This is a genomic window from Kitasatospora sp. NPDC059088 (genome assembly GCF_042738155.1).
GTDB lineage: Bacteria > Actinomycetota > Actinomycetes > Streptomycetales > Streptomycetaceae > Kitasatospora.
Window position 1 is genome coordinate 1,611 of the sequence record NZ_JBHYGR010000186.1, and the last position, 13,477, is coordinate 15,087.

17 protein-coding genes are annotated in these 13,477 nt (G+C 72.2%); 14 read left to right on the forward strand and 3 right to left on the reverse strand.

The genetic code is table 11. From position 1 onward, the window contains the following. The first annotated feature begins 137 nt into the window (after positions 1 to 137). Together ACFWXO_RS41885 and ACFWXO_RS41890 are read left to right on the forward strand one after the other, a co-directional pair. Positions 138 to 692: a hypothetical protein gene (locus tag ACFWXO_RS41885; RefSeq protein WP_380531623.1), complete on the forward strand. Its 555-nt coding sequence runs from the start codon at positions 138 to 140 to the stop codon at positions 690 to 692. Positions 693 to 978: 286 nt separating this feature from the next. Continuing rightward, positions 979 to 1,563 (forward strand): hypothetical protein, encoded by a 585-nt coding sequence (locus tag ACFWXO_RS41890; protein WP_380531625.1) that lies wholly within the window; start codon positions 979 to 981, stop codon positions 1,561 to 1,563. Positions 1,564 to 1,873: 310 nt separating this feature from the next. On the opposite strand, the gene ACFWXO_RS41895 is transcribed toward ACFWXO_RS41890, so the two are convergent. Then, positions 1,874 to 2,626, reverse strand: a complete 753-nt coding sequence (locus ACFWXO_RS41895; protein ID WP_380531628.1) for a glycosyltransferase family 2 protein — start codon at positions 2,624 to 2,626, stop codon at positions 1,874 to 1,876. Between the two features lie 2 nt (positions 2,627 to 2,628). Next, entirely contained in the window at positions 2,629 to 3,420 is a 792-nt protein-coding gene (locus tag ACFWXO_RS41900; RefSeq protein WP_380531631.1) for a GntR family transcriptional regulator, read from the reverse strand. A gap of 1,024 nt (positions 3,421 to 4,444) precedes the next feature. Here ACFWXO_RS41900 and ACFWXO_RS41905 point away from each other — a divergent pair. From ACFWXO_RS41905 to ACFWXO_RS41950, 10 genes are all read left to right on the forward strand, one after another. Further along, positions 4,445 to 4,777 carry a hypothetical protein gene (locus ACFWXO_RS41905; RefSeq protein ID WP_380531634.1) on the forward strand — a complete coding sequence of 111 codons (333 nt, stop codon included), beginning with the start codon at positions 4,445 to 4,447 and terminating at the stop codon, positions 4,775 to 4,777. Then, positions 4,777 to 5,115, forward strand: a complete 339-nt coding sequence (locus ACFWXO_RS41910) for a WhiB family transcriptional regulator (RefSeq protein ID WP_380531637.1) — start codon at positions 4,777 to 4,779, stop codon at positions 5,113 to 5,115. The genes ACFWXO_RS41905 and ACFWXO_RS41910 overlap by 1 nt, the downstream gene beginning before the upstream one ends. After that, positions 5,115 to 5,375 (forward strand): hypothetical protein, encoded by a 261-nt coding sequence (locus ACFWXO_RS41915; protein WP_380531639.1) that lies wholly within the window; start codon positions 5,115 to 5,117, stop codon positions 5,373 to 5,375. The genes ACFWXO_RS41910 and ACFWXO_RS41915 overlap by 1 nt, the downstream gene beginning before the upstream one ends. Next, a complete protein-coding gene (locus tag ACFWXO_RS41920; RefSeq protein WP_380531641.1) occupies positions 5,372 to 6,532 on the forward strand; it encodes a hypothetical protein in 1,161 nt (386 codons plus the stop codon). The genes ACFWXO_RS41915 and ACFWXO_RS41920 overlap by 4 nt, the downstream gene beginning before the upstream one ends. Before the next feature lie 21 nt (positions 6,533 to 6,553). Then, positions 6,554 to 7,324 carry a DUF4097 domain-containing protein gene (locus tag ACFWXO_RS41925; RefSeq protein WP_380531643.1) on the forward strand — a complete coding sequence of 257 codons (771 nt, stop codon included), beginning with the start codon at positions 6,554 to 6,556 and terminating at the stop codon, positions 7,322 to 7,324. Between the two features lie 16 nt (positions 7,325 to 7,340). After that, positions 7,341 to 7,790, forward strand: coding sequence for a hypothetical protein (locus ACFWXO_RS41930; protein WP_380531645.1), 450 nt, complete (start codon positions 7,341 to 7,343; stop codon positions 7,788 to 7,790). Between the two features lie 24 nt (positions 7,791 to 7,814). Then, a complete protein-coding gene (locus tag ACFWXO_RS41935; protein ID WP_380531648.1) occupies positions 7,815 to 8,006 on the forward strand; it encodes a hypothetical protein in 192 nt (63 codons plus the stop codon). 107 nt (positions 8,007 to 8,113) lie between these two features. Next, on the forward strand, positions 8,114 to 10,456 hold the full coding sequence (locus tag ACFWXO_RS41940) for an FtsK/SpoIIIE domain-containing protein (RefSeq protein WP_380531650.1): 2,343 nt from the start codon (positions 8,114 to 8,116) through the stop codon (positions 10,454 to 10,456). 258 nt (positions 10,457 to 10,714) lie between these two features. Then, positions 10,715 to 10,906 (forward strand): hypothetical protein, encoded by a 192-nt coding sequence (locus ACFWXO_RS41945; RefSeq protein ID WP_380531652.1) that lies wholly within the window; start codon positions 10,715 to 10,717, stop codon positions 10,904 to 10,906. Between the two features lie 14 nt (positions 10,907 to 10,920). Next, positions 10,921 to 11,454, forward strand: coding sequence for a hypothetical protein (locus ACFWXO_RS41950; RefSeq protein ID WP_380531655.1), 534 nt, complete (start codon positions 10,921 to 10,923; stop codon positions 11,452 to 11,454). Between the two features lie 42 nt (positions 11,455 to 11,496). Here ACFWXO_RS41950 and ACFWXO_RS41955 read toward each other — a convergent pair whose 3' ends face one another. Then, positions 11,497 to 12,099 carry a hypothetical protein gene (locus ACFWXO_RS41955; RefSeq protein ID WP_380531657.1) on the reverse strand — a complete coding sequence of 201 codons (603 nt, stop codon included), beginning with the start codon at positions 12,097 to 12,099 and terminating at the stop codon, positions 11,497 to 11,499. A gap of 187 nt (positions 12,100 to 12,286) precedes the next feature. Here ACFWXO_RS41955 and ssb point away from each other — a divergent pair, with 187 nt between their 5' ends. Together ssb and ACFWXO_RS41965 are read left to right on the forward strand one after the other, a co-directional pair. Continuing rightward, complete coding sequence (gene ssb / locus ACFWXO_RS41960; protein ID WP_380531660.1) at positions 12,287 to 12,754, forward strand: single-stranded DNA-binding protein; 468 nt, start codon at positions 12,287 to 12,289, stop codon at positions 12,752 to 12,754. A 115-nt stretch (positions 12,755 to 12,869) separates the two neighbouring features. Next, positions 12,870 to 13,477 (forward strand): hypothetical protein (locus ACFWXO_RS41965; protein WP_380531663.1); only part of this gene is annotated, 608 nt, incomplete at its 3' end.

Genomic DNA, 13,477 nt, shown 5'->3' on the forward strand with positions numbered 1-13,477 from the left:
ATGCCCCGCGGGCCATCCCCCGGCGCCTCGCCGCGCGCTCCGGTGGCGACGGACCGCCCCCCCCCCGGCCCCCCCCCGGGCCCGGCCGCGCCACGGCGGCCCCCGGGCGGGAAGCCGCGCGTCGCACACTCGACCCATTGCCGCCCGCACTGAACCGGGCCGCACTGCGGCGTGACCTCGACCGCCTGTGCGCGGCCGTCGTCAACGACGCCGACCCCGACCGGCTGACCGGCTTCTTGGAGGCCTGCGACGAAGGAGCCGCCCGCATCTTCGGATGCCTGCTCTACGCGATCGGCCGGGTCACCGACGCCACCAGCTGGTGGCGCTTCGCGGCGGGGGCGGGCGACGACCTCGCCGTCCACTGCCTGGCCGTGCACTACGCCGCCTGCGGCGACGACTGGGAGGCCTCCTTCTGGCGCAGCCTCGCTCGGGACGCCGGGGTGGTCGACGAGCAGAAGCTTCCCGACACCGTGGAAGCGGACTGCGCCGGCACCCGGGTCCTCGCCCACCACGGCCCCGTTCGCGAGCTCACGCAAGACATCGGCTCCGCCATGCGCACTGCCGGGACCGCCCCCGCCGGAGGCGATACCGCCGCCGAGGCAGCAACCGGCGTGGCGGCGAGGTCAGTGCGCGGCAGCAGGCCGCTGAGGAAGGGGAATCGCCGGGCCCTGGCAGCCGCCCGTCGGCGGTAGCCACGGTCGTGGGCGCCCCCCGCCCCGCCCCCCCCCCCGGGGGGCCCCCCGGCCGCCCGCCCCCCCGCGCCCCCGGGCGGGGGCGGGGCCGGGGGGGGGCCCCCCGGGGTGGGGGCGCCCCCGGCCCCCCCGCCGCGGCGGGGCCGCCCGGGTGCGCGCCCGGCCGCTCCGCCGCGGCGGCGGTCCCAGGACAGCGGCAGGGCCTGTCAACCCTCGGGTCGGTTGACCCGTCACCGGACGGCCGAGATCCTGGGGCACACTCGTCGACCGGCGCAGGAAGGGACGCATGCTGAGTTTCACCTTGGACACCAACTGCCTCATAGCCCTGGAAGAAGACCGGCCCGAGGCCTCCGGGGTCCGCGCTCTCCTCCACCGGCACGACCGCGGGTCGGCAACCGTCCGGCTCGCGGCGACGACTGCCGCAGAGTCCCTGCGCGACGGCACCGCCCCGCCGAACTTCGAGATCTTCCAGGCGCGGCTGCGGGCCGTGGGCCTGGACCATCTCGGCATCCTCAAGCCGATCGCCATCTTCGACCTGGCCTACTTCGACTGGGCCGTGTCCGCCCAGGACTCGGACGACGCCGAGCTGCGCCGAATCCACCAGGTCCTGTTCCCCAGCTTCGCCTTCGAGTACGACCGGGCGGTGCCCGAGTCCCTGACTGGGGACCAGCGGGCCAAGGCCGAGCGGAAGTGGCGCAACTACCGGCTGGACGGCCTGGGACTGCACACCCATGTCCGCGCCGGCGCGGACGTCTACGTCACCTCCGACCGGAACTTCTTCAAGCAGGCCAAGAAGTCGCAGCTCGCACAGCTCGGCGCGCCGGTCATCCTGCCCCCCGGCGAGGCCGAGACGTACGCGGCGTCCCGCTGAACCCTGTGTTTCAGCACCTCAAGGTGTCCGGAAGCTGTCCGGTCAATCACCGCAGGTCAGCGCGCCCCCCAGGACAACCGGACATCCCGGACACCTGCACCTGCTCCACCTGTCCCGGTAACCCCGACTCCGGAAAAGGCCGGGGCGGGTAGCGATTCGCTACCCGCCCCGGCCGTTTAGTGTTTTATAATAACGCATCGAAAAGCCCGCCAACCAGCCCCGCACCCCCCTGCCCGGTAAACCCCCACACCGAAACCGGCGGGGGGGGGATGCTAAGCCATCCCCGCCCCGGCCTTTTCGTGTTTTCTACTCACGCTTCGAAACGCCAGCCATCGAGCCCCGCAAGCACCCTCGCCCGCGCCTCGATGACGGCCATTCGGGCAGACCGCTCGCCCTCGTGAACGTGAGCCGTACTGGCAGTGCTCTGCCCAGGCCACTTGCGGTAGAGGAGACCGGTCTCCGCCGAGAACCAACCCCGGCTGGTCGCATCCAGAGCCATCAGGAGGCCCGTGTCCTCGGACGCGGGGAGCGCCATCCAGCCTCCAAGGGCTAGGACGAGATCACGCCGTGCGCACAATGTCGCCGGGTGAACCTGCGCGCGGAAGTTGTGCGCCTTCCAGTGCTCAAGCACCGCGCCACGCCCGATAGGTCCCTCGGGTGGGTCCTGATCGAAGCCGACGGTCGAGCCGTCCGGGAGCAGGTCGAGAACCCGCGAGGTCGACCAGCAGACGCCCGGACGTTGAAGAGCCGCCAGGTCTCGGGCCAACACGCCCGCCACCAACATGTCGTCGGCGTCGAGCACCTTGACGAACTGCCCGACAGCCCGGGAGAGGGCCATGGTCCGGGCCACGCCGGCACGCCCGTGACGCCCCTGCCCGAAGGTGACCCGGGCATCGTCCGGCACGTACGGGGCGACTGCGTCCGTCTCCCCGTCTTCCTGAATGATCCACTGCCAATCCCAACCTTCCGGGAGCCGCTGGGCGAGCAGTGACTTGTAGGCATCCGGCAGGAACGGAGCGGACGGTCCGTGAACAGCTGTGATGACGGAGATGATCTGGGTCATGCTCACCACCTAGTCAGAGGAGTCGTGAACACGATCTCAGTACGGTCGCCGGGCAGCGTGACGTTGGAGGCTTCGGCCACCCTTCCGTCGATGTCGTACGAGATCTTCCAGAGGATCAACACTGAGTCTCCGGCCTTGAGCCCCAGTTCCTCAGACTCCTCCGCCGTCGGCGGGCGAGCCGTGACCCGTTCCTCGATGCGACCCAGCTCGATGCCGAGCGTGTGCAGCTGGTTCTGTGTGCCACCTGGCCACGGCTCCTTGCTCGGGTCGAGCAGATCCGGGTTGCCCTCGACCGTGTCGTACACGAGGTACGACCGGGCAACGTTGAACGGCTCGTCTTCCTCGCGATAGCGCGTCCGGTAGGTCCGTTCCAGGAGCCTCGTGCCGACTGGGATCTGGAAGAGGCCAGCCAGCACTTCATCGGCCGACACCGCGTCGTCAAAAGCGGCATCGAACACCAGATCCGACACGGCCAGCCCGGTGTCGTGCTCCGTCGCGCCCGTCTGCCGGCGGGTCGCTTCCGACTCGCGGGCCCGGTCCTTCTCCCATTGGTGACGCTCGCTGGTCCTCACGACCCGCTTGCGTGGCTTGCGCACGAAGTTGCCCCTGCCGTGGACCTTGTCCACCACGCCCTCCGCCGCCAGGACGCCGAGGGCCTGACGAACCGTGTTCAGGCTCGTCTTGTAGTGCGTCGTCAGGTCGGGAGTCTCCGTGGGCAGCCTGTCGCCGGGCTGCCACTCCCCCGCCTGAATCCGTACGCGGAGGTCATCCGCAATTCGCTCGTACTTGGCCATTTCGGGGCACACCGCCATTCACTCGAAGACCCTGACAGCTTAAGTCCTCTCAAGCAGTTGACGTGAGGCCTGATGACCCCTCATAGTCTTAGCAAGTCCTCTAGAGGACCCCAGGAGGGGATCTGTAGAGGATGGCAGCCCGTGCCTGAGGTGCGGACCTATGCGGACAAGCCCGGAGGGGTGGGGTGACAGCCCCCCAAAGGCAGCGCTTGACCTTTGAGAATCGTCGTCGCCGGGAGGCGTCGGCTTCATATCGATCGTGCGAGACCGACGCGAGAGCGGCGGTCGCGGAAGGCACCTAGGAAACTCAACTGGGGAGAACCTCAGCTGGGGGAGCCGGTGAGTTGAACCGCCGCGACACGTGCCCTCCCCCTACGCGTGGCATGCCGCTCCCTCGGGAGCGTGGGGACGGACGGACGCTGACCAGGCCGATTCGTACGGCTGGATGGCGAGCCGAGTGGGCCAGCGGAGTCTCAAAGCACGTGGCGGGTGAACACCGCCCCCGTGGCGACCGGGTGACGTCGTCGGCGGCAGCTAGCCAGCAGCACCCCGTTCTGGAGTGCGCCGCCCTGCTGGTACCGGGCAGAGATCGGTACCGGACCAGGCCCGAGAGACCTGACGCCCGTAGGACGGGCCATCCCCGACCAGCTGCCCCACGAGGGCTCTGACCTGAGGAGTCTGCCCATGGGCATGCCTCAGAGCTGTATCCGGCCCCGCCGCTGAAAACCGGGCGGGGCTCAAAGTTCGGTCGCTCACCAGCGATCACGGTTCCCGGCGCGCTCCAACCGCCCCGTAGGGCGGCAGGACCGCGTCGGGTCCCGCGGCTGCTCGTGATTCGACGAGTGGCCGGGGCCTTCAGGAAGGCACCCGCACTACCTGCTCAACGCGAAGGCCCGGCCGCCTCGGTCTGGCCTTGGCCTCGTTCTGCGGCTGCTCGTCGAGCGCCGCCCCCCAACGGCTGCGGCCCCGGTGCTGACACACCGGGGCCGCTCAGGGCCGTCTCCGTCGAAGGGAACCACGACCCATGAGCACTATCGTCGCAGGCCAGCACGCGGCCTCCAAGACGGAGTTCGCCGAGCTGGCGCTCGGCATCGACTCCGAGCTGTTCACCGGGCCCGCCGGCCCGGAACGCACCGCCGACCGCACCGCCCGGCTCGCCGCCGCGGCCGACATCCTCACGGTGCTGCGCCGAGAGGACCCCGAACTGGCCTCCTACGCCGACCAGTTGATGCGCCGGGCCAAGCCGCGGCCGACCGCCCAGGTGGCCGTGTGTCACCTGGTCCTGCTGATCGGCGGCACGGGCCGCTCCGGTAAGAACGTCCGCACCGCCCCGGCGACCGGGAAGGCGGCCGCGTGATGATGCCGCGCATCGTTCGCCGCAGCGTCCGCGGCACCGTCACCCCCACCCTGTCCGGGCGCCCCACCCCGGCGGCCGCCGAGATCCTGCCCCAGTCGGCCAACGACCTGCGCGGCGCCGCGTGCACCGAGGTCGACCCGAACCTGTTCTTCCCCACCGGCGACGACGAGTTCTCCGAGCGCCGGGCCCGGCAGATCTGCGCCGGATGCCCGGTGCGCGAGATGTGCCTCGCGCTGGCGCTCAAGCGCGGCGAGCCGCACGGCATCTTCGGCGGCCTCGACGAGACCGAGCGCAAGGACCTGGCCCGCAAGCAGCGCCGCGCGGGGAGGGCCGCGTGATGGCCCACGGCAAGCGCCTCGGCTGGGCGGCGGGCCTGCTCGCCCTCGCCTTCCCCGCCGCCGCCAAGACCGTCCTGACCTTCGTGGCCGCGCTCGTCGCGGTGCTGCTGGCCCACCCGGGCGCCGGGTGCGCGGCCGCGGCGGGGCTGCTGCTCGTGAGCATGCTGCCTGCCCTGCGCCGCCGCGCCGTCCGCGCCCGCCGCCGGCGCGAACTGCGCACCCTGCTGACCGCCACCCGACTCGCCGGAGGGACCCTGTGAGCGTCACCGAGCTGCGGCCCACCGGCCGCACCCGCACCCCCGCCAAGAACGCCTCGAAGGAAGCCGCCGAGGCCGAGGCCCTGCGCGCCAAGACCGAGGCCGCCAAGGCCGCCGCCGACATTGCCAACCGGCTCAAGGCCGCCAAGGCCGCCGCCGAGATCGCCGAGGGCGAGGCCAAGGCCGAGGAGATCCGGCAGCAGGCCGCCGAGAGCCGCGCCGAGGCCGCCCGCCAGCGCGCCGAGGCCGAGACCGCCCGCGAGAAGGCCGCCCGCTCGGCCGAGCAGTGGCGCAAGTACGCGAAGGCCATCGCGATCACCTGCGTGGTCGTCTCCCTGCCCCTGCAGCTGATGGCCTTCTGGTCGCCGGACGCGCCGTTCCTGCTCGCCGCGCCGCTCGTCCTCGAAGGCCTCGCCTGGGCGCTACTCAAGGGCGCCGAGGCCGCCATCGACGAGGCCCGCCCGTCCTGGCACTACCGAGCCCTGGCCGGAGCGGTCGCACTGTTCGCCGCCGCCGTCAACTACCTCCACGGCTCCGCCGAGTTCGGCCTCGGCACCGGCCTCGGCGGGGCGTTCTGCTCGCTGGCCGGCCCGATGGTGTGGGACCTGCACGAGCACGGCCGCATCCTCAAGAGCGAGGGCCGCAAGACCCGGCGCCAGCGCCGCGAGGAAGCCCGCGAGCGCGCCGCCGAGGCCATCGAGAAGCAGGCCGCCGAACAGCGCGAGCTGGACGAGCGCGACGCCCGCGAGACGATCCGCTCCCAGCAGTGGCAGCCGGTGTGGGAACGCGCCGTCGCCCTCGCCGCCGCCCTCGGCGAACTCCACCCCAGCGACACCACCTGGAAGCGCGCGTGGGACGACGTCCAGGGCACCACGCTCGGCGACACCGCCGACGTCATCGCCGCCCGCGCCGCCGCCAAGGCCCGGGTGAAGGACGCCGCCAAGGATCCGGCAAACCAGGGCGAAAAGGCTGAAAAGCCGCAGGTCGAATCCCAGATGCCCGCCCCCGAGACGGGCACGCGCGTACGAGCCGTGGACGGGCGCCGCAACAACGGCGGCACCCCGCCCCGGCGGCAGGCCGGCGACACCCTCGCCTTCTCCCCCGCCGCCCGCCGCGCCATGTCGCTGGCCGCCCAGCAGCAGCGCTCCGCCTCCGCCTGACCCGCCACCCAGGAGACCGCCATGGCCACCACCCGCACCTTCCTCGCCGCCACCGCCCAGCAGCTGGCGATGGTTATGCCGACCGGCCACGTCCGCGTCAGCATCGACCCCGCCGCCACGGCCATCACCGTCCAGCTCAGCACGCCCGACGACGACGGCCCCTCGGCCGACGCCGTGCGCCGCACCCGCAGCTGGGAGGGCCCCACCCACCTGAGCATCGACGTCCCCGCCGCGAACCACGGCAGCCTCACCATCAACGGGAACACGGTCCACCAGTCCTTCGGCACGATCACCGGCGACATCACCGGGATCACGATCGTCAACGGCCACGTCATCATCGGCGGCTCCATCCAAGGGCAGCGGCTGGCCAGCCCCATCGCCGCGACCGTCACCCTGCCCCCAACCGCGCTCGGCGTCGCCCTGCGCAGCGTCTCCGCCGGCCTGACCGCCACCGGGCACCTGCCAGCGCTGGCCTTCGAGTCCACCTCCGGCGACGTGCGGGTGCAGTCGGTGAACGTCCTGTCGGCCAAAACGATCTCCGGCGACGTCGGTGCCGAGCGCATCGGCAGCGACGCCGAGATCCGGACCACCTCCGGCGACGTGCGCATCGGCGTCTACGAGGGCCGCACCGCCGAGATCCGCACCGTCTCCGGCGACATCCGCCTCACCGCCGGCACCCGCGCCACCGGCACCCTCACCGCCCGCACCGTCTCCGGCGACGTCGACCTGCACGGCACCAACCGACTCGACGTCCGCACCCGCACCGTCTCCGGCCACCTCGCCCGCCGCTGAACCCCGGGAGCCCCCCATGAACTCCAGCAGCCCCGCTGTCCGCTTCGCCGCCTCCTACGCCCTGCTCCGCGCCGCCGCCGACGTCGCCGACCACTGGATCCAGACCGACCACCAGGCCACCACCAAGGGCCAGCACGACAACGACGGGCAGTCCAGCGCGGCCGGGCGCCGCGCCTGCGCCGCCCACGTCGCCACCTACACCGCCACCCAGGCCGTCGTCCTGCTGGCCGGCACCCGCCTGCTCGACGTCCGCCTGCGCCCCGCCTCGGTCGCCGCCGCCCTCGCCCTCTCCGCCGTCACCCACTACATCGCCGACCGGCGCGAGCCCCTGCGCCGCTTGGCCGACGCCACCGGCAAGGCCCGGTTCGTGCGGCTCGCCGACCACGGCATGAACGGCGCCTACTGCTTGGACCAGGCCTGGCACCACGCTGCCGAGACCGTCGCCGCCGTCATCGCCTCCGCCTGACCGACCACCCACAGGAGTTCCGCCATGCCCAGGATCCAGCTGCCCTCCTACCGCTCCGCCGGCGGCGCCATCGTCCAGTGCAAGTCCGGCCTGATCACCGACCGCTGGGAGTGCGGCGGCTGCGCGACCCGCAGCCGTGAGTTCCAGTTCCGCGAGGAGATGCTCGCCAGCGCCAGCACCCACGCCGCCACCTGCACCGCCCTGCCCATGCGCTGACCAGCCACCACGGCACGCATCACCCGGGACGGCCGCGCAGCTTGCCGGCCAGGGCGGCCGTCCCGGGCCCCCTTTCGCACCACCATCGCAGTGAGGAAGGACCCACAGTGAACCACGACACCGCCGCCGACCTGCCCGACCCCGACGACGACTCCTCGACCGCCCCGGCGGAGCAGGGCGAGGCGAAGATCCTGCCGTTCGGCCGCCTCTCCAAGACCAGCTCGGCCCCCGCGCCCGTCGAGGCCCCGCGGCCGGACCCGGCGCCGGAGGAGTCGGTCTACCTGCCCGACCCCGACGAGGTGCCGCACGAGGTCCCCGCGGTGGTCGCCGCCGCCGACCGCGAGGACCTGGCCGGTGACCGGCCGCTGATCCCCAGGTGGATCCGCACCAGCGAGGGCCGTCGCACCATGGCCCGCGCCCGCGCCAAGCAGATGCGCCGCGCCGCCCGGCGCTGGGCCGGGCGCCAGCTGACCACCCGCGGGCACGCCGCCCAGGCCCTGCGCGGCGTCCGGCGCTCGGCCCAGTGGGCGGCCGGATTCGAGGGCGCCCACGTGCAGGCCGCCGCCCACCAGGCCCACGTCGCCACCCGTGAGGCCCGCGACCTGGCCCGCCGCGCCCGCTTCACCCTGCTGCCTGGCGACCGCCTCCTCGCCCAGAAGAACAGCGAGGCCGCCCTCGCCGTCGCCATGGCGGCGGTCGCCGCCCACAAGAAGGCCAAGTCCAACCGGCGCCGGATCCGCTTCGCCCGTGCCCTGGTCGCCTTCGGCATCCCCGCCGCCGTCGTCCTGACCGCCTACGTCGCCCTCGGCGCCGCCGGTCTCGCGCTCGGCATGTTGACCGTGTTCGCCGTCGAGGCGCTCATCGGCCGCCGCCCCGACCGCGAAACCGAGTGGGACGCCGACGTGCGCTCCCTGTCCGACGGCGACCCGATGACCGAGAGCATGCTCGACCGGGCGTTCAAGGCCGCCAAGGTCATCGGCGATGCCCAGCGCCTGACCATGGTCACCCCGTGCGCGATCGACCCGGCCGTGTCCAACGCCTGGCACGCCGTCATCGACCTTCCCGACATCACCGTCAAGAAGGCCCAGGCCAAGGTCGACGAGATCGCCGCCGCGATGGGAATCGACCGCACCAACCTCGACATCCGCCAGGTCGGCTCCAACGGCCGCCGCATGGCCATCTGGGCGTGCGGGCAGGACCCGTTCCTCGCCACCCGCCGCAACCCGCTCGTCGCCTCCCGGGCGAAGTCCGTCAACACCTGGTCCGACGGCTTCCCCCTGGCCTTCGACAAGCGCGGCAACGTCCTGCGCCCGACCCTCTCGGACTACTCGTTCCTCTTTGCCGGGGCCACCCGCTCCGGCAAGGGCATGGGCCTGGCCAACCTGCTGGCCGCCGCGATGCTCGACCCGCGCGTGCGCATCCGGCTGTTCGATGGAAAGGGCGCCGGCGAGTACGTCCCGCACGCCCGGGCGCTGGCGACCTTCGTGCGCCGCAACCCCAAGCGGCTGGTGCAGTTCCTGCGCCTCATGGTCGACGAGATGAACCGCCGCACCGAGATCCTCGTCGAGGCGGGCCTGTCCAAGGCCAACGAGGCGCTGGTCGACAAGCTCGGCGGCATCGAGCTGGTCATCATCGACGAACTCGCCACCTACACCGCCAAGAACGGCCCCTCCGGCAAGTACGCCGAGGAGATCACCGAACTCCTCGCCCAGATCGCCGCCGTCGGCGCCGCCGTCGGCATCGTCCTCGCGCTCGCCACCCAGTACCCCGAGGCCGAGATCGTCACCCCCCGCCTGCGCGGCAACCTCGCCGCCCGCATGGCCATGCGCGTCGAGTCCCCCGGCGCCTCCAACGTCGTCCTCGGCGACGGCATGGTCGGCCAGGGCTACGACGCCTCGAAGATCCCGATCGAGAAGACCAGCCGCGGCCGCGCCTGGCTGACCACCCCCGACACCGGCGTCATCGAGGTCCGCTCCCTGTTCATCGACGAGGCGGCCGGGGAGATCCTGCCGCTCATCGAGCGCGGCATCGAACTGCGCCAGGAGGCAGGACACCTGCCCGGCCACTACGAGGACCCGGTCGAGGCCGCCATGGCCGCCCTCACCGGCGTCAGCGCCGCCGCCGGCGGCGAGGACGGCCTCGGCACCGTCGTGCGCCGCACTGTCGTCGACCACCTCGTCACCGCCGCCCGCGACACCGGACGGGGCCAGATCACCAACGCCGAGGCCCTCGCCCACCTCGCCAGCACCGACTCCTCCCGCTACGGTCGCCAGGCCCACGAGGCCGACGCCGCCTGGCTCTCCCGGGTCGGCAAGACCCTCAAGACCGACCTCGCCGACCTCGGCGTCGACCTCGTCCCGGGTCGCCTCACCGAGGCCGACGGCAGCCGCCCCAACGGCTACACCCTCAAGGCCCTCACCGACGCCACCACCGCCCTCGACGGCGACTGAACCGCCCCATTTGCCCGGTTCCAGCGCCCTGACCGACCCCTGCCGCCTCCGCGAAAGCGCAGGTCACAGCTCTGCACCCCGCGTCAGGGCCCCTGACGCGCCCTGACGGACGGGACCCTCGGCGGCACAGCCCGCCAGGGATGCGCCGCCATCCGACACCCCTGTGACCTGCGATTTTCCATGCCCGGCAGGGGCCGGTCAGAGCACCCCAGCCCACCCAAATCACCCCAAAGCCCCCTCCCGGAAGGGAGTCAGCCAGTGCTGCTCACCGTCTCCGCCGCCGTGTTCTTCGGCATCATCCTGGCCGTCATGCTGCGCCAGAAGGCCGTACCCTTCGGCGGCGCGCTCGTCGCCGCCCTGTTCGGCTTCTACCTCGCCGCCACCGGGCTCGCCCCCGCGATCAGCGACGCGATCACCAACCTCGTCCACGCCCTGCCCGGCGCGCACTGACCCCCGGGCCCGCGATGAACTCCGCCCTCACCGCGCTGCTCCCGGACCTGTCCCTCGTCGCCGACGGCGGCGAACTCGTCCGCGAGATCGAGCGCTACCTCGCCACCCTCCCCGTCCCCGCCCGTGTCCCCGTCCCGCAGATCTGCGCGCTCGGCCAGGCCCCCGTCACATGGGATCTCGGCATGACCCGCCCCCGGGCCACTCTCCTCGACCGCGCCCGTGGCCGCACCCCGGCCCCCGTCCCGATCGACACCGCCACCCACCTGCGCCTGATCTCCCGCTACCTCACCGTGCACGGCTGGTGCCAGGGACTGCTGTGGGACGAGGCCGGCCGCGCCTGCATCCTCGGCGCCCAACTCGCCGTCCTCGCCGCCGGATACGGCACCCCCACCACCGCCATGAACGCACGCCGCTACCTCATGGAGCAGTTCGCCGCCCAGGACCCGGCGGTGCGCTCCGTCGACCAGTGGAACGACCGCCCCGCCCGCACGGCCGCCCAGATCCACCGCCAGCTCGACATCGCCCACTCCCGCGCCACCCGCCGCTGACCGCGCCGCGACCGTGCAAGGGCCGAAAATGGGCGCACTGGGCTAACTCTCCAATGCAGTTCTGGCTGCTTCCACAAACACTCCCTCAGCCTCGCCAAAGCCATCGGTGTTCTCCTTGAAGCGAAGCCCCAAAAGGGTCTTGGAGCTGTCGCTAAGCTGCCCTTGCGACTTGAAGGCGCGCGCAAAATGGTCCAAATCTGCCCACCACTTTCTGTGGCTTTCTAGATACGCAGCTCCAGCCTCGGCAACGGCAGCTGGCCCTACGATCGACACACGGTTGGCCAGCCTGAAAGCCGCGCGCGCTTGACGCATAGATTCCTCCTGCAGTGTGGCTATTTCATCGACGCTGGCGTCGCGCATCCGAAGCGCGCTGTGAAGGGCGCCGAACGCAGTCCGACTGGCGTGCGCCTGCTCCACGTACTCGTTGTAGGCCGCCTCCCGGCGCTCTCGCAGCCACATCTGACGCTCCATACGTGCCGCGTGTTCACGTTCTAGTTGTGCCGCCTCAAGCTGGCGGACCTGCTCTCGCTCCCTCATTTCGTCACCGCGGCGTTGTGCCCGATTACCAAGCACACCAGTTGTGACGCTCGCCATGAGAGTGCCGCCAACGCCTATCAAAGCCACCCAAAGACCGCTGTCCGCCATACCCCCCATCCTGCCGGAAACCATCAACCTAGGTGAGCCAAAGGTGACTTAGCTCCACAGGCGTCCCAAGCAGATCTGCGCCGACCGCCGTGCCGCCCGGACCGCCGCCGAACCTGGCGACTGGTCCGGGCGGTGCGGGGGACGGGCAGGCCCCGCTCCCGACACCCGAGCGCCCTTGGAGGCACCCGTGTCCGTGGGAGAGACCCCGATCACCGTCGTCGGCAACCTCACCGACGACCCCGAACTCCGCTTCACCAACACCGGCGTGGCGATGGCCCGCTTCACCATCGCCTCCACCCCGCGCACCTACGACAAGACCAGCGGCCAGTGGCGCGACGGCACCGCGCTGTTCCTGCGCGCCACCGCCTGGCGCGAGGTCGCCGAGCACGCCACCGAGTCCCTCACCAAGGGAATGAGGGTGGTCGCGACCGGACGCCTGGTCCAGCACAACTGGCAGACCCCCGAAGGCGAGAACAGGTCGATGCTCGGCCTCGACCTGGAGGACATCGGCCCGAGCCTCAAGTTCGCCACCGCCAAGGTCACCAAGGCCCAGCGCAACGGCAGCGGCGCCCCCACCGAGCGGCAGAACGACCAGTGGTCCACCGCCGCCCCGGGCGCAACCCCCGCAGGCTTCACGGCGGAGCCCCCGTTCTAGGCGGACTCCTGGCCTGACCAGCACAAAGCCCCGCAGCGGCCGTCGAATCCTGGCAGAGAAGCCGGCCGCTGCGGGGTCCACCCGATCCCCTCGTCAAGAGAATCAGGACACCAGCATGCCCGAGTTCAGCGACTCCGTGCTCGCCGTCACCGACGACGCGTACGACCGCGAGCGCGCCAGCGACGGCCGCTCCCGCTACGGCGCCTACCTCGCCGCCCGCGCCGACCAGCTCCTCGACGACGGCGCCCCGATGGACGCCGCCTCGTTCGCCGTCGCCGCCTGGCGCATCGCCACCAGCCCCGTCATGGCACCCGGCTACGTGCGCGTCCGCCCCGACCTCGCCGCACTGACGCCGACCGTCGCCGACAACTACCGGATGATGCTGCACTTCGAGGTCCCCTTGCGGCACCGCGCCCTGGCCACCCGGCCCGCGAGGGTGCAGGACTGGTCCGCCCACCGGCCCGTGTGGGGCGACGAGCGGTGGCAGTGCCTCACCGAGCCCGACCCGGAGTACCCCGGTCGTCCCGCGCTGCTCGTCACCGCGACCCTGCTCGTGTCCGTCCCGGCCGAGATCCTCACCAGCCCCAGTGCCTGCGGCCCGGGCCCGGTCATGACCCGGGGGGGGGGGGGGGGGCGGGGGCGGGGGGCGGGGGGCCCCCCCAACCCCGCCCCCCCCCCCCCCCCCCCAACCCCCCCGGGGGGGGATAAACAAAAAAAGAAGAC